Raw genomic sequence first — 20,951 nt, 5'->3', positions numbered from 1 at the left:
CTACGTCGAGGCAGAGAGCATGTGCTGCCCGTTTCAGAAGTGCCTTTAATGCCTCCAGTACGGGCTGTTTCAGGTGCTGCGACCCAAGACCCCAATGCCTGGTTCCAAATTGATCGGTAGGTTTTATTCATAACTGCCTTTCAAATTTGACTTAGGGCCGTGCCATCCGCGGTGCCCCCCGTTCTGACCTTTGTGCAGGGGACAATCTAAACGATGTAACAAAACCAAACAACCTCTAAAATTAGCAATTTTCTATCTCGTTGCTAAAAATCCTCTCTTGATGGCTATGAAATGGGGCGCCGTATCTGGAAAATTCGGTCTCAAGGCACTAATCGGCCTTGCGATTAATTTCGCACATTGACACAATTGGAAACCTTATATTAGGTATAACGCTGGAACTGTTTTTTCATGCACCTCAATGGCCGTATTCGCCTTTGAGGAGCAAGTTCATAAAAGGTGATTTGTGAAATTTCTGCCTCACAACAAGCTACCCAACGTGGCGGGCCTGGCTCTGGCAATGCTGATGGGCACCACCCCGACCCAAGCCGCAACAACCACAGCAAAGCCGCTGGAGCCTGCCGTGGCAAGGTTGGGGAACATCTCCATCTCGTCTACCGAAGTCCAGCAACTCTTGCGCGCCATGCCGGAAAGCGAGCGAGTCAAGGTCCAAGCCAATCGTGAAGGGTTGGAGAACTGGCTGCGTCAGCGTCTGGCGGGTGAAGCGCTGCTGCATGAAGCCCAGCAGAAGAAATGGGCAGAACGTCCAGAAGTAAAGGCGCGCATCGATGCAGCCGTCAAGGATGTCACCGCCCGCGTGATCAGTACAAGCTACCTAGCGTCGGTGGCGAAGCTGCCCGCAAATTACCCCAGTGAAGCCGATGTCAAAGCCGCGTATGAACGCGCCAAGCCCCAGCTCAACGTGGCTGAAACTTATCGGGTGGCACAGATCTTTCTACCCGTAGGCCCGAATGCCGATGCTGCAACAATTGCCGCAGTACGCGACAAAGCCAAGGAACTTGCAGCACAAGCCCGCTCAGGGGATTTTGCATCGTTGGCCAAAACACATTCCCAAGACGCTGTCAGCGCAGCACAAGGTGGGGAAGTCGGCAATTTACCCCTTGCGCAACTGCTGCCGGAGACGCGCGAAGTCATCGCAGCGATGCAGCCCAATCAGGTTAGCGAACCTGTTCAATCCGCTTCAGGCTTCCATGTACTCAAGCTGCTGGCAAAGCAAGCTGCACGCCCGGCAAGCTTTGAAGAAGTTAAGCCCACATTGCAGGCGGCATTGCGGGAACAACGTCAACAGGAGCTCATCAATGAGCATCTGAGCAAGCTTGCCCCCCCTTCCCAGGTGAGCATTGACAACGCTGCCTTGAATGCAGTGCTGCAGAAAATCAACTGATCGCCAGTTTTCATTCCACATTTCACTAGGACCAGACTGTGAGCACGAACAAATCTGCTAAGCCCTCTTCTATCGTCAACGAGGAGTTGCTGTTCTCCATGAATTCCGACCAGGTCGCTGAAGCCATCAAGGCATCAGGCTGTGCGGTCACAGCCGTCAATGTCGACGGGGTGGTGCGTCTGCACAGCGCGAGCCAGGGCATCGGCTTCCAGGTTCTGTGGGGCAACGCCGTAAGCGAGGGCGAGTATGTGGACCTGACGCTGAACTGTCCGCTGCGTATAGAGGGCGGCATCTTGCCCGAAGGTGTACTGGCCGACTGGCATCGAACAAAGCGCTTTGTTCGAGCCGCTCAACATGGCGACTATGTCGTGCTGGAAATGGATATCTTGGCTGCCGGTGGGATTACTCCAAACCATTTGGCGATGCAGATGCAGGTGTGGAGCCAGATGATGGGCCAGTTCTTTCAGCATTTGCGTACGTTCACGGCCCAAACGACTCAGACGCAGGCTGTGCAAGACGCTCAACAAGCCATGATTGCGGCATAAAGCAAAGTCGATTCGACGCCGGCCAATAAGCGCTTTGCAGGTCAGTGAATCAGCGCCCGCCGGCGTCGACCCGGATTTAGTCTTGTCGCAGAGACACTCCACAGCATTCGCACTCTGTCAGATATAGTGCTTGAGAATCCCTGTTCGCGCTGCCAGCAGAATGCCTACTCCCGGCCTGAGCGGCCAGCCGGGCAATCATGTCAATCCATCTCTTATGGTCAGTGCAGAATCCTTTCTGCAACTCCGAGATCTGACCGCAGCCCACTGTCTACTGCCGCTCCTGAAAGCGATAGCATTACTCGTTCAGCGATGCTGTTCAAGCGCCGACCCGCCAAGTGCCTCAATGCCAGAAAAGCATTGGCGATGCCTCCAGAGGGTTTTGGCCGATCAGATTGAATACTCTTCCACGATCAACCACCCCATGCTGCCAACACCATCATTGATAATGTCAAGGTGGTTTCCGCCTTCGTACAAGCGAATGTTCTGCCCCACGAAAGCTTTAGGCACAGCACGCTCGATATTGCACAGCGCCAGCTTGATTTGCTCACCCAGCGCGGAAAGCGACTTCTGGGAGTAGTCAATCTCTATGGCCTCGGCCAGCAGCCCGTAGACAACCCTCTTTTTCCCTTCCTCAGGAAAAGCAAGCACTTTGGTGTGCAAGAGTTCTGCATTGGAAAATTTGCGACCGGTAAGTTTTTCAAAAACTTCAATACTTGGCAAAGCGCCCTCCCAATGTAATGTGACTAAATGCAACAAGCATAGTTGAACGCATTTATAGGGGTCAACTATCGGCTGCTGGCCGCAGGTCCGGTTACCTTCGTCAGCCCGCCACAGCAGCCTTCTCAAATGCGCTGAAAGCGCTCTCCACAATATCCACCTCGGGCTCATCAGACGGCTGTCGAGAAACAGCAATGCCTTTGGAAAATCCAACGCGATATTGGATGCACCCATGAAAATCGACCAGGTACCATGAGGGTTCTGATCGCGGTCAACGCATGGAAATGCCTTTGCTGAGGGCAGCCGAAACAGCCTCCAGATCAATTCTGGTCGCTGGCCTTCCTAAGGTCGTCCACGATTGATGCAAAAAAGCTCATGCAGAGTGTGAGCGCCACGAACGCGAAACTGACGAGCAGCCATTTCATAGTTCCACCTCTATGATTTACATTTTTTAACAGTATGTGAGCAGCAGCTGATAACGCTGAATAGATGTTTACGCTAGGCCTGTTACAGATCGGGGCGCCTTCGTCACACCAGGACTCTAGAAACTCCCCTGGCCCCGCCAAGAAGGGCATGAGGCGGGGTAAATACTGCCCAATGCACGTGCACTGGGCCAGTTGATCCAGCAAGCCACTGGCAAGTTCATCGGCACTCAGACTGTGCGGCAGTCGAGCAGCCGCCACTGCCTGTCAGTGCAGTGAAAACACAGCCGCTGCATCAATCTCAAGCGGCCTGGAAAGCAGGTACCCTTGAGCACAATCCACCCCAAGCCTCTGAAGCATTTCCAACTCTTCCGGCCGCTCCACGCCCTCGGCAATCACGAGGCTTCCAATTTCATGCGCGAAGCTGATGAGCCCTCTGGCCAGCGCACGCCGCTTCTCGTCGGTGTCGATTGAGTGGGTAAGACTCATATCCAGCTTGATGATTTCCGGCTCAAGATTGAGGATGTGCCGCATGCTGGAATAGCCCGCGCCGGCATCGTCAACCGCCAGTTTCGCGCCTCGGCGACGATAGGGCTCCAGCCCAACGGCAAGTGCCTTGTAATCCTTGACCGCAGCATGCTCGGTAATCTCCAGGACCAGGCGGGAGAGATCATTCATACCGTCCAGCAGTTGGTGGAGCTTGCTGCTCAGCAGCAATTGTGGCGAGCAGTTGACGCTGACGCTGCTGCTGGCAGGCAGTCGCTCCAGTGCAGGAAGTGCCTTTGCAATCGCGCGTAATTCGAGATCAACGCCGAGTCCTGCCTTGTCTGCCACATCAAACCAGTAATCCGGCGTATGTCTGGGCTCGACATCAAAACGCGAAAGGCTCTCAAAGCCGCAGATGGCCTTGTCGCGCAGACTGCAGATCGGCTGGAACACCATTCTCGGATCGCCGTGCGCCAAAGCGGAACGCACTTCGCCAACCAACTGTGCCTTGATCCGCTCTTCTGCTGCCTGCTCTTCGATGCGGTCAGCCAGGATCTCGGCGAACGCGCGCAGCAACTGCATGTCACGCTCGCCCAAAGTGGGGTTCGGGAGAAAGCTGAAGCAGCAAAGCGTGCCGTAGACCTGCCCATCCGTGAGCCGGACGGGAACACTCAGATGGGAGCCAATTGGAATGGCATGGGTTGCGGAAATCTGCTGAGCAGCCGGCACCCGGCTGGTGTCCGGAATGCATTCGGGCAGCTCGCCATGGACCACCTTCAGGCAATACCCCTCCTGCATGGGAATGCTCTGACCTTGAAAAAGCGGCCCGCCCGAAACACTGTCCAAGTGCTTGAGCACCCGATCAGCGGCTCCGAAGTGCGAGACAAAGGCGATATCCATTCCAAGGTGCTTGCGAACCGCACGAAGTATGCGATCAACACCTTCGGCGCACACACCCGATCTCATCAAGTGATTGAGATGGCGATTTCCTTCAAGCTCCAGATCGTTCATCTGCATGCCCCCTCTTACATACAGTCAACTCACATGATTCTTGTCACTTTTTAATACAAAACAGGATTCGATGTGAAGCGATAAGCCTCGATGTACAGGCAGTTTCTCAGCAGCGAGCGTGGCAAAAATGTCAATCAACCCGGCAGCTCCGCAATCCGCCTCGATTCCAGCCACTGCTACAAACACGCTTTCTTCGCTAGGCCGGGCCTGATCGTCCTGTCACCTGGCGTCGATCAAACGCCCATCTCCAAGCCTCTCCATCACTCCACCAACGGACCGCAATGCAGCCCAAATCGCCGCCCTGCTCCCCAGGGCATCTGAGGGTAGAAAGTCTGGGCCTAACCAATGACCGCATTAAGGTCGACAGACTTTACAAAATTATGTTTCAGTTTGATACAAATAGTCCGATAACCAGTTAATTACTGTTTGGGTTCGAGGAGAGATCAATGAGACGGTGCATCATCAAAGTGGCGGGAGCCTATTACACGGCCCTCTTCCCCAGCACATGCGCCGCTCTTGAAGACGCAATGAAGCGCTTTCCCGGTGCCACCACGATCAGCGTCAGAGCCGCATGTCTCACACTCAACCACTCGAGGCTGCACTGAGTTGACCCGCAGGGACCTCGTAAAGCCTTACCTACCGCAATGAGCGCGCACATGCCCCCAGCCCTGGCCACTCCAGCCCGTCCATGAGAGAACTTTCTGAGCGCTCTGCTGGTTCGCAGATGTCTTTGCGCATAAGAGCGCTACTGAGCGACCACCTGCACGCGGCTCAGGTCGACCCCAAGTGAGTGGGCCTTTTCGAGCAAGCGCCTGAATTGCTGCTCGGGAATGGTCTTGCTGCGTGACAGCAGCCAGAAATAATCCAGGCTGTCGCCTATCACCAGAGCCGTCTGATACTCGTGATCCAGACTCACAACGTTGTAGCCGCCATAAAAAGGGCCAAAGAAGGAAACCTTGAGCGCTGCCACATCAGGGTCACCCAGAAAGCGCGCCCTGCCCTGAACCCGCCGCCATTCCTGCTTCGCCGGGTCATAGCCTCGGTTGATGACGGTCACGGTGCCATCTTCGTTGAGACTGTATTGTGCGCAGACTTGGCTGAGTCCTTTTTCAAAACGGTGCTCTATCCGCGCAAGCTCGTACCAGGTGCCCGTATAGCGCTCAACATCAAAGCCACTCACAGGCTCCAGACCTTGAGGGACCGAGACAGCGCAACCCCAGAACGCAGCGGCAACTCCCGCCGCAACCGCCGTCAAAGCAGCACAACGAATCAGTGAACTTCTCGAAAAACACATGGTTGTTCCTGAAGTTGAAAGCCCCATTCAACCATCCATGCTCCCGCCCGCCCTGCAAAGCGGGCTTTTATCGTTCTGGAAAGCCAGGGTGCAAGACAACTGGGGACGGCTTTGTTGGGCAAGCAAAGGCCGCCGCCACGTCGCCCCCAAAGACGCACAGGCGAACATATGTCTATTGCTGCAACTATCCACAACTACCCTAAAAATACTTGATGTAGTCGTGATTCCAACGCAATTCAAGCGATCCATAGGCCACCCTGCGAATTCACTGGACGCGCCATCGCGGCAGTTGTACCGTCGTCCATTGGTTCAGCAACTTGATTGAAGGCCGCCTGCCCCATGAGTAAATCCAAAGAGTCCACCGTCCATCACATCGTGGATGCAAAGCAGTGGGAACTCAATCGCGAAAAAGAGCGCATCACCTATCCTGCCAACCATGCCGGCCCGATTCAGATGGACTGGCGCAAGCGCGAGAACTACTCGGCCACCGACCTGAACTACCGCGGAAGAAGCAAAACCCCGTAGCAGCAGATCCAGCCCGCACTGCGGCACAAACCCTGTTGTTGCTGATCCGCGCGGGTTCAGCTTCTTGAGATGAATATATGGCGATGCGGGCAGACATCATGCCGACCTGCGTTCACACGTCAACAATCCAAAGCGACGGCGCCTTCGGCGATTTCGACAGAAAACCGGCGGCGCTCTGAACCTAGGCAGAGCACGCAGCATGCCGTATCAGGCTTTGATCTTCTGCCGAGGCTTTCCATGTCTGCGCACCGAGCCCTCTCTTTATGTACTCATTCATCGCCAGCCGGCTCGCATTTCATGCTCGGTGGCAGCCGATACGCAAGGGAGCAAAAAGCGCAGAAGCGCAGGTCGAGTTGCAGCGGGCCCGCATAGCAACAACTGCACTTATCCATGCGCAAGCAAGGCCCTTCAACGCAGCTTTTTGAAATGACCGATGCTCGCATCGCGCGAATAAAACAGAAAAACCGCTACAGCTTTAATAGCTGTAGCGGTTTTTGTATTCTGGTGGGTCCTGCGAGATTCGAACTCGCGACCAACGGATTAAAAGTCCGCTGCTCTACCGACTGAGCTAAAGACCCTGCCACACTTCAAAAGCAGTAGTTGCCTAATCAGTGGAATAACGTTATTGTAATCTATTTTTTCGGCTCGCTGGCGAATTCACGAATTAGTTGGATCCGTTCGCGGTTAGTTCGACTGCCTGGCCAACTGATCGAGCACCCAGCCAGCAGCGCACTGACCAAAGGTTGCCGTCACGGCCACGACCGAGCCGTAGCCATGGCAGTTGAGGCTACCATCACCGCCCTCGATGGAGCAAGACGCATCAGGAGGAGCTACCGCCTCCCGGCTGAAGACGCAGGTCACGCCCATGCGCTTGCCATCTTTTGGAGCGCCATGCTGCTTGCGCAGCCGGTACCGCAGCTGCGACAGAAGCGGATCATGCGTTGTTGCACTGAGGTCGGCAATATCCACCAGATGGGCCATGCGCTTTCCGCCCGCAGCGCCGACGGAGATGAAGCACTGCCTGGTCTTGCGCGCATGCGCAGCCATTTCGGCCTTGGCCTTGATCTGATCGCAGGCATCGATCACCGCATCGGCATCGGCAGGCAAGAGTTGCAGCCAGTTGTCCGGGTCGACAAACTCGTCAATGCAATTGACCACGCAAGCGGGATTGATCTCGGCGATGCGATCACGCATGGCTTCGATCTTGGCCTGCCCCACCGTGCTGGTCAGCGCATGGATCTGGCGATTGATATTGGACTCTGCCACATGGTCCATATCGATCAGGGTCAGGCGGCTCACACCGCTGCGTGCCAGGGCCTCGGCCGTCCACGAACCAACTCCGCCGACACCGACCACCACCACATGGGCGGCACGAATCCGGGCCGCCCCCGGCACGCCGTAGAGGCGCTCCAAACCGCCAAAGCGGCGCTGCACATCTGCTTGGTCCATAGAAAAAACAGCGCCGGATGGGGGCGCTGTTTCCGCTTGAGGCTGTGAATATCCGGCCATTACTTGAGCGTCGCCAGCTTAGACTTGGCAATCCCTGCGGCTTCCGAGTTCGGATAGGCCTGCAGCAGCTCTTCCAGGGTCTTGCGCGCCGCCTTGGTGTCCTTGAGTTCCACCTGGCAGTTGGCGATGGACAAGGCCGCCTCGGGCGAGCGGGCATGCATGGGAGCCGTGGTCATGACCGAGCGGAAATTGGCGATGGCGTTCTTGTAGTCGCGCGTGGCGTACTGCGAGTTGCCCAGCCAGAAGCGCACCGACGGCGTATAGCCGCTCTTGGGCCATTGGCGCAGAAAGGCGGCAAAGGCCTGACCGGCCTCGGGGAACTTGCCCGAACGGAACATGCCCAGAGCCTGCTCGAAGTCCTGTTGCTCGTTGCGATCGGCAGTGAATTCCACACCGTCCACGGTCACGCTGACAGGTTCGAACTGGCGCAGACGCTCGTCAAAGCCCTTGGCCAGATCTTTCTGACCACGCTGCAACTCGGCAGCGTCGCGTGTCAGCTGCTCGTTCTGACCACGCAGCTTGGCCTGGTCGGACTTGAGCGACTCGATCTGCGACTGCAGATCCAGCAGGCTGCGACGGGTTTGCTCCTGCGATTGCTGCAGGCTGTCAACGCGCTGGCGCAGTTCGATGATGGCGCGGCGCGCCTCGTCATCACCAAACAGGGCTGCATGGGCGCTGATGGCAGAGCCGGCCAACAGGCCGGCCACCACCAGGCGAGGCAGCGTTGCGTGACGGAGAGTCAACAAGGCCTGCTTCATCATTAACGGTAGTTGATTTCAACGCGACGGTTCTGGGCGTAAGCGTCTTCGCTATGGCCTTCGGCAGCGGGCTTTTCCTTGCCGTAGCTCACTGCTTCGACCTGAGCGTCGTTGACACCCAGCAGACCCAGGGAGCGACGCACGGCTTCGGCACGCTTCTGACCCAGGGCCAGGTTGTATTCACGGCCGCCGCGCTCGTCGGTATGGCCTTCCAGCTGTACCTTGGCGGCAGGATTGGCCTTGATGAACTTGGCATGGGCTTCGATCTGGGGCTGTGCATCGGCCTTGACAGAGTAGCTGTCAAAGTCGAAATACACGATGCGGCTGACGCCCTGAGGGCCGGCCTTGGAGGCGGCCGAACCGGTCAGATCCACACCGGACACGCCGCTCTGGCCCTGGCCGCTTGCGCCGGCACCCTGGCTCGACAGCGAGCCGTCAACAGGCTTGTCGTCGAGCTTGACGCCCGAGCTGCAACCAGCGACCAGAGCGGTCACAGCCAAAGCCAAAGAAAGACGTTTGATAGTCAACATGAGATTTCTCCGAACAGTCCACAACGGACTTCATCACTAGAAAGAAAAAGGGAACGTAAACTTCAGATCAGTGTTTCTGGAACGGGCCCCAGTCGGGCTCGCGTATGTCACCGCCTTGCCCTGCAAGGCGCGCCTTGATCTTGCCGTCCAGGGTGGTGGTCATGAGTGCTTCGCGGCCGCCCTGGATGGTGGCGTAGACAATCAGACGGCTGTTGGGCGCAAAACTCGGGCTCTCGTCCGCCGTGGTGTCCGTGACGGAGTTCACGGTGCCGGTCGCCAGATCCATGACCTGGAGCTTGAAGCCACCGCCCACGCGGGAGACATAGGCCAGCCATTTGCCGTCGGGGCTGATGGCGGGCGAGATGTTGTAGGTGCCGCTGAAGGTCACGCGCTCAGCACTGCCGCCCGAGGACGAGACCTTGTAAACCTGAGGGGCGCCGCCACGGTCGCTGACGAAATAGATGGTGCGGCCGTCGCTGGAGAAGCAGGGCTCGGTGTCGATGCCGCTGCTTTGCATCAGGCGGCGCGGCTCGCCGCCCTGAGCGCTGAGCAGGTACAGCTGAGAGCCGCCATCGCGGCTCAGCGTCACGGCCAGACGGCTGCCGTCGGGCGACCAGGCCGGAGCGCTGTTGGAGCCGCGGAAATTGGCCAGCAGACGACGGTGGCCGCTGGCCACATCGTGCACATAGACCACGGGCTTGCGTGACTCGAAGGACACATAGGCCAGCTGGGTGCCATTGGGCGCCCAGGCGGGGGAAATGATGGGCTCGGGGCTGGAAAGCGCCGACTGGGCATTCTCGCCGTCGGCATCGGCAATCCACAGGCGGTATTGGGCGCCGGCCTTGGTCACATAGGCAATGCGGGTGGAGAAAATGCCTTTCTCGCCTGTGAGCTTTTCATAGATGTAGTCGGCAATGCGGTGCGCCACCAGACGCAGATCGCCGGTGGTCACGGCAAAGCCCTGGCCACCCAGATCCTGGCCCTTGACCACATCCCACAGGCGGAAGCGCACATCCCAGCGGCCATCGGCCAGGCGAGTGATGCTGCCGGTTGCCAGCGAATCGGCACCCTTCTGGCGCCACTGCGCCACGTCGGGGCGCGAGGTCTCATCCAGCGCGACGCCGGAGGCGTCCACGCCGCGGAACTGGCCACTGCGCTCCAGGTCGGCCTGGATGATGGCGGAAATCTTCTGCGGGGCCGAACCTTCCCCCTTGAACGGGGCGATTGCGATCGGCAGCTGTGTCAGGCCCACGCCTGTTACCTCAACCCTGAACTGGGCCAGTGCCGGAAGGGCCGGCGTGGCGGCTAACGTTGCCAGCATGGCTCTACGGGAAGCGCGCGGCCCTGCCGCCCAGGTTGTCAGGGATGGAAGTCGGTCAATAGTCATTGGCAGCCATCAAAATTTCCGGAATTGCCCGGTACAAACACAAGCGCGAATGTTACACACACTGACGGATTCCTGATGTAAGAACGTGCTCAGTAGGGTGATCAAACGCAAGTGCCACAAAATTTTCAGATCGGGAGCATGCCAGAGTCTGCATGAGTGCAGAGACAAGCCCCGGACCAATTCTGCCGCAGGCTTGCGCTTTATATTCAAACAGGCATAGTTGGTTACAACTTCATCCCGAATTTCATCTATTGAGATCCGTGCGGACTCCAAAAGCACAAGCCCTAAAATCACGCGCTTATGCAAGCCACACCGTCACCATCGTCAAGCGAGACCGCCAAGGCCGCTCCCGCTCCAGCTGTCCCCGCCCATCCATCCGAGCTGCCGCTGATGCAGCGCCTCAAGCGCCTGACGCCCTATTTCTCGGGCCAGCGCTGGGCCTGGGGTCTGGCCATTTTTGCCACGCTGGTGGGTGCGGCGACCGAGCCTGCTATGCCGGCATTGCTCAAGCCCTTGCTTGACAGCGGTTTTACGGCAGGGTCGCTGCCGCTTTGGACGGTGCCCGTGTTTCTGATCGGCCTGTTCGTGATTCGCGGCCTGGCCCAGTTCACGGGGCAGTACGCGCTGGCACGCATCACCAATGACGGCATGCTGGGTCTGCGCCAGAAACTCTTCGAGCGCCTGCTGGCCGCCGACATGAGCCTGTTTTCCAGGCAATCGGCATCGGCGCTGTCCAACACCATCGTCTACGAGGTGCAGACCGGTGCCCAGCAGTTGGTGCAGGCGATGATGAGCATCTCTCGCGACGGCTTCACGCTAATTGCCCTGCTCGGCTATCTGATCTATCTGAACTGGCAGCTCACGCTAATCGTGGCTTTCATGGTGCCGGGCGTGGCCTGGGTCATGAAGACGCTGTCGCGCCGCCTGTACCGCATCACCAAGTCCAGCCAGACGGCCACCGACGAACTGGCCTATGTGGTGGAGGAGAACGTGCTGGCCCACCGCATGGTGCGCCTGCATGGCGCTCAGGCTTCGCAGCAGTCGCGCTTTGGCGAACTGAGCCGCCAGCTGCGCGGCCTGAACACCAAGGCCACCATCGCCTCGGCCGCCATGACGCCGCTAACCCAGGTGCTGGCGGCGATTGCGCTGTCGGTGATTCTCTGCATCGCCTTGTGGCAAAGCCGCGAAGGCGGCGCCGCCATCGGCTCGGCCAGCGTACAGGATGTGACCGTGGGCGGCTTTGCCGCCTTCATCTCGGCCATGCTGATGCTGATTGCGCCCATTCGCCGCATGGCCGATGTGGCCAACCCCATCACGCGCGGCGTGGCTGCACTGGAGCGTGGCCTGGCCCTGCTCGAAGGCTCCACCGACGAGCAAGGCGGCAGTTTCAAGCCCTCCGCTAAGGTCAGCGGCGCACTGCAGCTGAGCGATGTGAGCGTGCAGTTCGGCCCGGACAAGGCGCCGGCCCTCTCGCACCTGAGCCTGAATGTCAAGGCCGGCGAAGTCGTGGCCCTGGTCGGCCCGTCCGGTGCCGGCAAGACCACGCTGGTCAATCTGCTGCCCCGCTTTTTCTCGCCCACCAGCGGCCAGATCATGCTGGAAGGCGTGCCCGTGGCCGACTGGGACCTGAACACGCTGCGCCAGCAGTTCGCCATGGTCAGCCAGGACGTGGTCATGCTCAACGACAGCGTCGCGGCCAATGTGGCACTGGGCAGGGATATTGACGAGACCCGCGTCTGGTCCGCTCTGGAGGCCGCCAATCTGGGCGACTTCGTGCGCAATCTGCCCCAGGGCCTGCACACCCTGGTGGGCCACAATGCCAGCCAGTTCTCGGGCGGCCAGCGCCAGCGCCTGGCCATTGCCCGCGCACTCTACAAGGACGCGCCGATTCTGATCCTGGACGAAGCCACTTCGGCACTGGACAACGAGTCCGAGCGACTGGTACAGCAGGCACTGAACCGACTGATGCAGGGGCGCACCACGCTGGTGATTGCCCACCGTCTGTCCACCATCGAGCATGCAGACCGCGTGGTCGTCATGGAGCGCGGCCAGATTGCCGAGCAAGGCTCGCATGAGCAACTGATGGAGCTGGGCGGCCTCTACGCCCGCCTGCACAACCAGGTGCGCAGCTCAACCCCTGGCGAGCCTCAAATTTAAGAGCTGCTACCGCATATAAATAAAGGACTTCAGAGTTAAATGACCCTGAAGTCCTTTTTCATTGGGCGCTAGCAGCTATCAAAATAGCTAGTCGGGTTCTGAACCCGTCCGCTACCAGCTCCCGCGCGGAGGCTGGGTACGGCGCTCATGCTGCAGCGCCTTGCCCAGTAGATCGACCATGTACTGCCGGTCCACCAGCCTGGCGAAGTCCGCGGCCGTCATATTGCGCTGGTTGCGCAGCGTGACGTCCGCCCCCTCCTGCAGCAGCAGCCTGACCACGGCTTCGCTGCTGTACTGGGCGGCCAGCATCAGCGGCGTGCTGCCGTTCGGCGATGCTGCATCGATATAGGCGCTTTCTTCGAGCAGCAGCTTGATGATGTCCAGCGTCTGCGGCGTATCGGCGGAGGCTGCGTAGTGCAGCGGCGCCCAGCCCTCTCGATTCACGTCGGCGCCGCGCTTGATCAGCTCACGCACGATATCGAGGTGGCCCTTGATGCAGGCCATCATCAGCGGCGTCTCGTTCTGGCGCGAAGCCAGATTGACATCGATGCGCGGCGCCTTGAGCAGCACGTCAAAGACCTTGAGCGAGTCCTGATGCAGGGCCGCAACCAGCCCCGGTCGCCCGCGCGAATCCAGGGTGTTGGCGTTGAAGCCGCGAAAGATCAGATTCACCATGGCACTGGAGTTGTCGCTGACCAGCGCCCGCGAATAGTCCTCATAGTCATTGGCCAGGGCCAGCCCTGGCAGACCCGCCACCCCGACGACAGCAGCCCCCGCCCAGCGCAGACTCTGGCGGCGGTTCAATGACGATGCAATCGATGGGGCAGCAAAAAGGCTCATGCACTCGCTCCAGAGTTCACGGACAAGGTCACGCCCTTGAACAGGCGGTCAAAGTTGGCACTGGTGGCCGCAGCCACCTCCTCGATGGAAATGCCGCGCACCTCGGCAATCTGCTTGGCCACAAAAGGCACGTAGGAAGGATTATTGGTCTTGCCGCGGTAGGGCACGGGCGCGAGATAGGGACTGTCGGTTTCTATCAACAGCCGGTCCAGCGGCACGAAGGCCGCCACGTCACGCAGATGCTGGGCATTCTTGAAGGTCACGATGCCCGACAGGGAGATGTAGTAACCCATGTCCAGACCGGCACGGGCCACTTCGGCGGTTTCGGTGAAACAGTGAAAGACACCGCCGGCCTGGGTGGCGGAATCGGCCTCGCCGCACTCGCGCAAAATGCCCAGGGTGTCGTCGGAGCTGCTGCGGGTGTGGATGACCAGCGGCTTTTTCGTGATCTGCGCGGCCTTGATGTGCGTGCGAAAACGCTCGCGCTGCCATTCCAGATCGGCAATCGTGCGGCCGCCCTTGCGGTCTTCCATGCCGTAGTAATCGAGCCCGGTCTCGCCGATCGCCACCACGCGCGGCAGCGCGGCGCGCTCCACCAGATCCTGCACGCTGGGCTCGGTCATGTCCTCGGTATCGGGGTGCACGCCCACGGTGGCCCAGAAATTGTCGTAGTCCAGCGCCAGCTGGTGCACCTCGGGAAACTCTTCCATCGTCGTGCTGATGCACAGCGCGCGCGTGACCTTGGCGGCAGCCATGGCCTCGCGGATCTGCGCGATATTGGCGCTCAGCTCGGGGAAATTCAGGTGGCAGTGGGAATCGGTAAACATAGAAATTGGACCGCTCCTGAGCGGCTGCGCCGCTTCCCACCAGGGGACGACGCCATCGCTGCGAGACGGCTCTTGCTCGGCGTCCCTGCTGTGGGAGCGCGCCAGTATTAAAAATCAGATTGTCTGGGTCGGCTTCTCGGAGCTCAGGGCCGTGCCCAGAATCTGCTCGATCTTGGCCTTGAGCTCGGCGGACTTGGCATCCTTGGGAAACTGGATGCCCACGCCCTGGGTCCGGTTGCCGGAAGCGCGCTCCGGCGTCACCCAGGCAACCCGGCCCGCGACCGGATAGCGCTGCGGATCGTCAGGCAGGGTCAGCAGCACGTAGACATCATCGCCCAAACGATAGTCACGCTGCGTGGGCACAAAAATCCCCCCTTCGGCGAACAACGGAATATAGGCGGCATACAGCGCCGCCTTTTCCTTGATCGCCAGCTGCATCACGCTGGGACGAGGGGTGGTAATTGCGTTCATAGTGGGTAGCGGAATTCTTGTGGCGACCTGGCGGCGATAGTGGCGAGGTTAACACCCGGGAATATTTTGACCAAACCGTGCTTCATGACCTAGCGCACGGTTCTTGCGGCTTTGCCCGAGATCAGCACCGCCCGTGCCCTGGAGGCCAGAGCCTCCATCATCAGCCCGGCGTTGAAGGGGTGATCGGCCGTGCGCGCCGCCTGCACCAGCTCGCGTGACCATTCGGCCAGCAGCCCCATGGGCAACGGCTTGCCCGGCAGATCGGCAGGCGAGAAATACCGGGGCTCGCCGCCACCGGCCAGGGCCATCAGGTCGTGACAGATTTTCTGCAGCGCCTGCACGGCATCCACCGGCGCAAAAGCCGCCAGTGCGGCCACATCCCCCTTGGCCAGCTGCCTTGGCAGCTGCGCCCAGGCAGCGGCCTTGCCCGCGTCCGCAGCCATGCGCAGCGCATCGCCGGGTCGACCGCCGGCAGCCTGCAGGGCCGCTGCCGCATCCGGCTCGTTCAGGCCTTGCGCCTGCAGCCACTGCGCGGCCTCGGCCGCGGCGGGCCAGGTCATGGTGTGCGTCAGACAGCGGCTGCGAATGGTGGGCAGCAACTGGTGCGCAGCCTCGCTGGCCAGCACAAAGCGGGTGTCTCCGGGCGGCTCCTCCAGCGTCTTGAGCAGGGCGTTGGCGGTAATCGCATTCATTTGCTCGGCCGGATAGACCAGCACGGCCTTGCCGCGTCCGCGCGCGCTGGTGCGCTGGCAGAACTCCACGGCATCGCGCATGGCTTCCACGCGGATTTCCTTGCTGGGCTTGCGCTTTTTGTCGTCGATGTCGGCCTGTGCCTTTTCCGGCAGCGGCCAGCCCAGCTCCATCATCTGCACCTCGGGCATGAGCACGCACAGATCGGCATGGGCACGCACCTCGATGGCATGGCAACTGGCGCAGTGCCCGCAAGCACCTTGCGCAGACGGCTGCTCGCAGAGCCAGGCGCGCACTAGCGACAGGCCCAGTGCGTACTGCCCCAGACCCGAAGGCCCTTGCAGCAGCCAGGCATGACCACGCTGGGCCAGCAAACGGCCACGCTGCGCGGTGATCCAGGGCGCTTCGAGATCGGATGCACTCATGGCTTGCTGCCCACCATGATGGCCAGCCAGCCCTTGCGCACCACGGCCTGGGTGATCTGCTGCCACACGGCATGGCGGCTGGCATTGGCGTCGATGCGCACAAAGCGCTGAGGTGCAGTGCGGGCACGATCGGCATAGCCTTGCGCCACTCGGGCAAAGAACTCGCCGGGCTGGGCTTCGAAGCGGTCGGGAACACGGGCCGTGGCCAGGCGCTCGGCCGCCACTTCGGCGGGCAGGTCAAACCAGAGCGTCATGTCAGGTTCACGCATGAAATCCGGAGATGACCCTGCCTGCAGCGCAGTACCGGTCTGCGCCATGCGCTCCAGAACCGACAACTGCTCCAAGCTGAAGCCACGGCCCGCGCCCTGGTAGGCAAAGGTGGCATCGGTAAAGCGGTCGCTGATGACCACCTCGCCGCGCGCCAGCGCCGGCTCTATGACCTGCACCAGATGGTCGCGCCGGGCCGCGAAGGCGATCAGCGCCTCCGTCAGCGGGTCCATGGCGTCATGCAGCATCAGGGCACGCAGCTTTTCGGCCAGTGGTGTGCCACCGGGCTCGCGCGTGAGCGTGACCACTCGGCCCTGATCGCGAAAAGCCTGGGCCAGTGCCTCGATATGCGAGGACTTGCCCGCACCGTCGATGCCCTCAAAACTGATGAACAGACCCTTGGGTAAAGCTGTACTCACTGATATTTCCTCTAGTGCAGCGCATGGCAGCACCAGTTGTTTGATTCGACACAGGGCACAGGCCACGGCCTTGTACCCTCAAAGACTGTTTACTGACCGCGCTGGTAGCGGTTGACGGCCCTATTGTGCTCGTCCAGCGAGGCGCTGAAATGGCTGGTGCCATCGCCCCTGGCCACGAAGTACAGCGCCTTGGTCTGATCGGGCTGCACGGCCGCCATCAGTGCCGCCTTGCCGGGCATGGCGATCGGCGTGATGGGCAGGCCTGCACGGGTATAGGTGTTCCAGGGCGTGTCCTCCAGCAGATCGCGCTTGCGCAGATTGCCGTCAAAGCTGGCACCCACGCCATAGATGACCGAAGGATCGGTCTGCAGGCGCATGCCTATGCGCAGGCGGTTGGAGAAAACACCGGCGATCTGCGCGCGGTCTGCAGCGCGGCCGGTTTCCTTTTCCACGATGCTGGCCAGGGTCAGGGCTTCGTCGGCAGATTTGAGCGGGGTATTGGCCGCCCGCATGGCCCAGGCATCGGCCAGACGGCGATCCATGGCGTGCAGCGCACGGCGCAGCACTGCCATGTCCGAGCTGCCCTTGGCATAGGTATAGGTATCGGGGAAGAAACGGCCCTCGGGCGGAACGCCCACCCGGCCCAGGGCCGTCATCACGGCTTCGTCGCTAAGCCCTGCGCTGTCTTGCTTGAGGAATTCCTCACGCGCCAGAGCAGCACGTACCTGGCGCCAGTTCCAGCCTTCGACAAGGGTCAGCGCACGCAGGCTTTCCTCGCCTCGTGCCAGCTTCTGCAACAGCACATAAGGTGTGAGACCTGTGCTCAGTTCGTAGTTGCCGGCCTTAATGGCGCGGTCCTTGCCCGAGAAGCGAAACCACGCATAGAGCAAACGCGCATCGGTTTGCACCCCGGCCTTGACCACGTTCTGCGCCACGCCACGCGGCGTGGTGCCGGGCTCGATCTCCAGCTCCAGATTGGGTTCGGACAGCTTCAGCGGCTGGTTCAGCCACCACCAGGCGCCGCCTGCCGCCAGGGCAGCCAGCAGCAGCAAAAATATCAGTGCTCGAATAAGGGCACGCACAAGCTAGATCCATCAGTACACAGAGCGACGATCATAATTCAGCCATGACCCAGCCCAAGACGCTGCCCCTGAACGGCATTACCCCCATTTCCCACCTTGGTGTCATCCGCGCCGTTGGCGCCGACGCTGCCAGCTTTCTCCATGGCCAGTTGAGCAACGATTTCGCACTGCTCAAGTTTGATCAGGCACGCCTCGCAGCCTTTTGCACGGCCAAGGGCCGCATGCTGGCCAGCTTCATCGGTTTCAGGCGCAGCGCTGACGAAATCGTGCTGATCTGTGACCGCAGCCTGCTGGCTCCCACGCTCAAGCGCCTGTCCATGTTTGTGCTGCGCGCTCAGTGCAAGCTCAGCGATGCGACCGCCGACTTTGCTCTTTACGGACTGACCGGCCAGGCCGCCCAGCAGTATGCGGGTGCGGCAGCCGCACCCTGGACTCTGAGCCAGCAAGGCGATGCCCATGTGCTGGGGCTCTACCCTGCTGCAGGCAACCAGCGTGCACTGTGGATCGGCCCTGCGGGCCAGGCCCCCGAAGGACAGCTGCTGAGCGAAGACCTCTGGCAATGGTCCGAAGTCCAGAGCGGTGTGGCCACGCTGTCGGCTCCGGTGGTGGATGCCTTCGTGCCCCAGATGCTGAACTACGAATCCCTGGGCGGCGTCAACTTCAAGAAGGGCTGCTACCCCGGCCAGGAAGTGGTGGCCCGCAGCCAGTTCCGCGGCACACTCAAGCGCCGCGCCTATCTGGTGCATGCCGAGCAGGCTCTGAGCGTGGGCCAGGAAGTCTTCAGCGCCGAAGACCTGGAGCAGGCAACCGGCACCGTTGTGCAGGCAGCAGCAGCTGTGCAAGGCGGCTGGGATGCCATCGTCTCCATGCAGATTGCCTCCTCCACCCGCGACGATCTGTTTGCCCATACAGCGCTGGCCGAAGGCCAGAGCGCCGATGCGGGCAAGGGCATTGCGCTGCAGATCCTGCCCCTGCCCTACGAGCTGCTGGCTGATATCTAAGCGTCCCCGCCCCCGGGCCTGCACTGCCGCTGGCCCGGCATTGCCAGCCAGGCCAACGCTACACTTCGGCGCATGAGCAACTATTCCCCGGACTACCGCCACCGCTGGCTGCTGGCCCTGGCCTGGGTACTGCTCTGCGCCTTGATCCTGGCCCTGCAGTGGTGGCAGGCTCATGCCCGCCAGGAGCAGGAGCAGTTGCAGCTGACCCAGACCGTGCAACGCCAGATGCTGGAGAAGGTGGCCCAGCACAAGGCCCACCTTACCGCCCTGACTGCCGTGGCACCGCTGGATGCAGCCAAGGAGTCATCGGCCCTGCAGCATATTGCGCAATCGGTGCAGACCATTTACCCACGCGTCCAGGAAATCCAGTTGGTCACTGCGGCCACGCCCGCCACCGGCAGTTGCCGGGACCCGGCCGTGGCGCAGGCTGCCGCTCCGCTGGCGCCGCGCGCCAGCGCCAGCCTGCCTGATGCCCTGCACCCGGGTCATTATCTGTTCCTCAAAAAGATAGCAGACCCCGAAGGCTGGCTCTGCGTTCGCATTGACTCCTCCCACTTGCTGGACGACAAGGTGCTGCCCGATGACAGCGGGCTGCGCATCCGCCTTCATGGCCATACCTTGCTGGAGCCAGCCGCGCAGCTGCAGCAAAGCCACCAATTTGGCGAATTCACACTCGCCGACTATGACCAGCCTCTGCAGGTGCAACTGCTCAGCCGCCCTCGCAGCCTGGTGAGCTGGAGCATGGTGCTGATCAGTGCACTCATCAGCGCCATGCTGGTCGGCGCGGCTCACCTGATCTGGCAAAGCCGCCAGCAGGCCAGACGCCACCAGCGGCGCGCCCAGCTGCTGGCCAATGAAGCACAGCTGGCCCATGCCTCGCGCGTCAACGGCATGGGAGAGATGGCCTCGGGCATCGCGCATGAGCTGGCCCAGCCCGTCACCGCCCTGCTCAGCCAGAGCCAGGCCGCATTGCGCGCCCACGAGCTGGGCAAGACCGAACTGCTGGCGACTGCCCTGCAGGCCAATGTGCGTGAGGCCAGGCGCGCAGGCGCCATTCTGGAACGCATGCGCAGCTATGTGAGCAATGCCCCAAGCCAGCCGCAGAGACTGGATCTGGTCCAGGTCGTCGATCAGGCCCTGCTGCTGCTGGAGGGCCCGGCACGCCAGGCCAAGGTGGCGCTTCAGTGGCAAGCGCCGCTGCAGCCCTGCAGTGCCTGGGCCGACCCGGTGGCGCTGGAGCAGGTGCTGCACAATCTGGTGCGCAATGCGCTCGATGCGCTTGGCCAGGCGCAGGACGCGCAGGCAGCCATCAGCATCACGCTGGAGCAAAGCGGTGGCGAGGCCCTGCTCGTGGTGCAGGACAACGGCCCGGGCATGACTGCGGCCACGGCACAGCGCATCTTCGAGCCGTTTTTCACCACCAAGTCCGACGGCATGGGACTGGGTCTGCCGCTGTGCGCCACCTTGATGGAGCGCATGGGCGGCCGTCTGGAATATGTGCCCAGCCCGCATGGTGCCCGCTTTGTCATGCATCTGCCGCTGAATGGAACCGATTTGCCTGCATGATTTATCTGATCGATGATGACCCGTCGGTGCGCAACGCTCTGCATCTGCTGCTGCAGACCTATGAGCTGCCCGTGACCTGCTTTGAATCTCCTGCCGACTGCCTGGCCCATCTGGATCGCAGCCAGCCCGGCATCCTGATCACCGACCTGCGCATGCCCATGATGTCGGGCCTGCAGCTGCACGAGCAGCTCATGGCACAGGGCGTGGACTGGCCCACGATCGTGATCACCGGCCACGGCGATCTGCATGCCTGCCGCCGTGCCTTCAAGGCGGGGGTCACCGACTTTCTGACCAAGCCCATCGAAGAGCAGACCCTGCTGCAGGCCATAGAGTCGGCGCAAACACGGCTGGACCAGCAGGCCGAGCGCAACGAGGCCCGCCAAAGCCTGCGCGGCCTGACCGAGCGCGAGCGCGAAGTGCTGGAGCTGATTACCAAGGGCCTGGGCAGCAAGGAGATCGCAGCGGCGCTCGATATATCGGTGCGAACCGTGGACACACACCGCGCCAGGCTGGCCGAAAAGCTGGGTACTGGCTCGGTCGCAGAACAGACAAGACTGCTGCTGACTGCGGCCTTGTGAGGGGCCCGACTCGGTAGGATTACCGATGGCCATCCGTTGCCT

General features: G+C 60.9%; 20 protein-coding genes, 1 tRNA gene and 1 pseudogene. 7 read left to right on the top strand and 15 right to left on the bottom strand.

Annotated features, from left to right (window positions below; genetic code table 11):
• Positions 1-29: 29 nt before the first annotated feature.
• Positions 30-131, bottom strand: a pseudogene (locus F3J24_RS25225) (ESPR domain-containing protein); the annotation flags it as partial.
• Positions 132-463: 332 nt separating this feature from the next.
• Between F3J24_RS25225 and F3J24_RS22115 the strand changes: the two are divergent.
• Entirely contained in the window at positions 464-1,402 is a 939-nt protein-coding gene (locus tag F3J24_RS22115) for a peptidylprolyl isomerase (RefSeq protein WP_370527766.1), read from the top strand.
• A 38-nt stretch (positions 1,403-1,440) separates the two neighbouring features.
• Positions 1,441-1,947 (top strand): YbjN domain-containing protein, encoded by a 507-nt coding sequence (locus F3J24_RS22110; RefSeq protein WP_370527765.1) that lies wholly within the window; start codon positions 1,441-1,443, stop codon positions 1,945-1,947.
• 387 nt (positions 1,948-2,334) lie between these two features.
• Here the strand turns inward: F3J24_RS22110 and F3J24_RS25025 are convergent, their stop codons facing one another.
• The 3 genes from F3J24_RS25025 to F3J24_RS22095 form a co-directional block, all read right to left on the bottom strand.
• On the bottom strand, positions 2,335-2,898 hold the full coding sequence (locus tag F3J24_RS25025) for a hypothetical protein (protein WP_240154436.1): 564 nt from the start codon (positions 2,896-2,898) through the stop codon (positions 2,335-2,337).
• A gap of 455 nt (positions 2,899-3,353) precedes the next feature.
• Positions 3,354-4,589, bottom strand: a complete 1,236-nt coding sequence (locus tag F3J24_RS22100) for an EAL domain-containing protein (protein WP_167010713.1) — start codon at positions 4,587-4,589, stop codon at positions 3,354-3,356.
• Between the two features lie 739 nt (positions 4,590-5,328).
• Positions 5,329-5,904 carry a lipocalin family protein gene (locus F3J24_RS22095; protein WP_240154435.1) on the bottom strand — a complete coding sequence of 192 codons (576 nt, stop codon included), beginning with the start codon at positions 5,902-5,904 and terminating at the stop codon, positions 5,329-5,331.
• A gap of 312 nt (positions 5,905-6,216) precedes the next feature.
• Here F3J24_RS22095 and F3J24_RS22090 point away from each other — a divergent pair, with 312 nt between their 5' ends.
• Positions 6,217-6,402: a hypothetical protein gene (locus F3J24_RS22090; protein ID WP_003056699.1), complete on the top strand. Its 186-nt coding sequence runs from the start codon at positions 6,217-6,219 to the stop codon at positions 6,400-6,402.
• A 502-nt stretch (positions 6,403-6,904) separates the two neighbouring features.
• On the opposite strand, the gene F3J24_RS22085 is transcribed toward F3J24_RS22090, so the two are convergent.
• The 5 genes from F3J24_RS22085 to tolB all read right to left on the bottom strand — a co-directional run bounded on the left by F3J24_RS22085 (position 6,905) and on the right by tolB (position 10,586).
• A tRNA-Lys gene (locus F3J24_RS22085) sits at positions 6,905-6,980 on the bottom strand.
• A 106-nt stretch (positions 6,981-7,086) separates the two neighbouring features.
• Positions 7,087-7,911: a ThiF family adenylyltransferase gene (locus F3J24_RS22080; protein ID WP_167010711.1), complete on the bottom strand. Its 825-nt coding sequence runs from the start codon at positions 7,909-7,911 to the stop codon at positions 7,087-7,089.
• Positions 7,911-8,672: a tol-pal system protein YbgF gene (gene ybgF, locus F3J24_RS22075; protein ID WP_043007525.1), complete on the bottom strand. Its 762-nt coding sequence runs from the start codon at positions 8,670-8,672 to the stop codon at positions 7,911-7,913. Before ybgF ends, F3J24_RS22080 begins: the two co-directional genes overlap by 1 nt.
• Positions 8,672-9,199: a peptidoglycan-associated lipoprotein Pal gene (pal, locus tag F3J24_RS22070; RefSeq protein ID WP_034356711.1), complete on the bottom strand. Its 528-nt coding sequence runs from the start codon at positions 9,197-9,199 to the stop codon at positions 8,672-8,674. Before pal ends, ybgF begins: the two co-directional genes overlap by 1 nt.
• A gap of 67 nt (positions 9,200-9,266) precedes the next feature.
• Entirely contained in the window at positions 9,267-10,586 is a 1,320-nt protein-coding gene (gene tolB / locus F3J24_RS22065; protein WP_167010709.1) for a Tol-Pal system beta propeller repeat protein TolB, read from the bottom strand.
• A gap of 300 nt (positions 10,587-10,886) precedes the next feature.
• Between tolB and msbA the strand changes: the two genes are divergently transcribed.
• Entirely contained in the window at positions 10,887-12,743 is a 1,857-nt protein-coding gene (gene msbA / locus F3J24_RS22060; RefSeq protein WP_167010707.1) for a lipid A export permease/ATP-binding protein MsbA, read from the top strand.
• 111 nt (positions 12,744-12,854) lie between these two features.
• Here msbA and F3J24_RS22055 read toward each other — a convergent pair whose 3' ends face one another.
• The 6 genes from F3J24_RS22055 to mltG all read right to left on the bottom strand — a co-directional run bounded on the left by F3J24_RS22055 (position 12,855) and on the right by mltG (position 17,764).
• On the bottom strand, positions 12,855-13,583 hold the full coding sequence (locus F3J24_RS22055; protein ID WP_167010705.1) for an ankyrin repeat domain-containing protein: 729 nt from the start codon (positions 13,581-13,583) through the stop codon (positions 12,855-12,857).
• The gene (locus F3J24_RS22050; protein WP_167010703.1) at positions 13,580-14,410 is read right to left on the bottom strand and encodes a TatD family hydrolase; all 831 of its coding nucleotides are present in this window, start codon (positions 14,408-14,410) and stop codon (positions 13,580-13,582) included. Before F3J24_RS22050 ends, F3J24_RS22055 begins: the two co-directional genes overlap by 4 nt.
• Before the next feature lie 114 nt (positions 14,411-14,524).
• Positions 14,525-14,848: a PilZ domain-containing protein gene (locus tag F3J24_RS22045; RefSeq protein ID WP_012837773.1), complete on the bottom strand. Its 324-nt coding sequence runs from the start codon at positions 14,846-14,848 to the stop codon at positions 14,525-14,527.
• Between the two features lie 122 nt (positions 14,849-14,970).
• Positions 14,971-15,996 carry a DNA polymerase III subunit delta' gene (gene holB / locus F3J24_RS22040; RefSeq protein ID WP_167010699.1) on the bottom strand — a complete coding sequence of 342 codons (1,026 nt, stop codon included), beginning with the start codon at positions 15,994-15,996 and terminating at the stop codon, positions 14,971-14,973.
• Positions 15,993-16,682, bottom strand: coding sequence for a dTMP kinase (gene tmk / locus F3J24_RS22035; RefSeq protein ID WP_167010697.1), 690 nt, complete (start codon positions 16,680-16,682; stop codon positions 15,993-15,995). The genes holB and tmk overlap by 4 nt, the downstream gene beginning before the upstream one ends.
• An 89-nt stretch (positions 16,683-16,771) precedes the next feature.
• Positions 16,772-17,764 (bottom strand): endolytic transglycosylase MltG, encoded by a 993-nt coding sequence (mltG, locus tag F3J24_RS22030; protein ID WP_167010695.1) that lies wholly within the window; start codon positions 17,762-17,764, stop codon positions 16,772-16,774.
• A 44-nt stretch (positions 17,765-17,808) separates the two neighbouring features.
• Here mltG and F3J24_RS22025 point away from each other — a divergent pair, with 44 nt between their 5' ends.
• The 3 genes from F3J24_RS22025 (at position 17,809) to F3J24_RS22015 (ending at position 20,909) form a co-directional block, all read left to right on the top strand.
• Entirely contained in the window at positions 17,809-18,765 is a 957-nt protein-coding gene (locus tag F3J24_RS22025; RefSeq protein WP_167010693.1) for a folate-binding protein YgfZ, read from the top strand.
• Between the two features lie 72 nt (positions 18,766-18,837).
• Positions 18,838-20,331, top strand: coding sequence for a sensor histidine kinase (locus F3J24_RS22020; RefSeq protein ID WP_167010691.1), 1,494 nt, complete (start codon positions 18,838-18,840; stop codon positions 20,329-20,331).
• Positions 20,328-20,909, top strand: a complete 582-nt coding sequence (locus F3J24_RS22015) for a response regulator transcription factor (RefSeq protein WP_003056852.1) — start codon at positions 20,328-20,330, stop codon at positions 20,907-20,909. The genes F3J24_RS22020 and F3J24_RS22015 overlap by 4 nt, the downstream gene beginning before the upstream one ends.
• The last annotated feature ends 42 nt before the right edge of the window (positions 20,910-20,951 follow it).

This window comes from Comamonas sp. Tr-654, assembly GCF_011752915.1.
In the GTDB taxonomy this organism is placed as follows: domain Bacteria; phylum Pseudomonadota; class Gammaproteobacteria; order Burkholderiales; family Burkholderiaceae_C; genus Comamonas.
The sequence above is the reverse complement of the archived record's forward strand: the minus strand, read 5'-3'. Positions and strand labels throughout refer to the sequence as shown.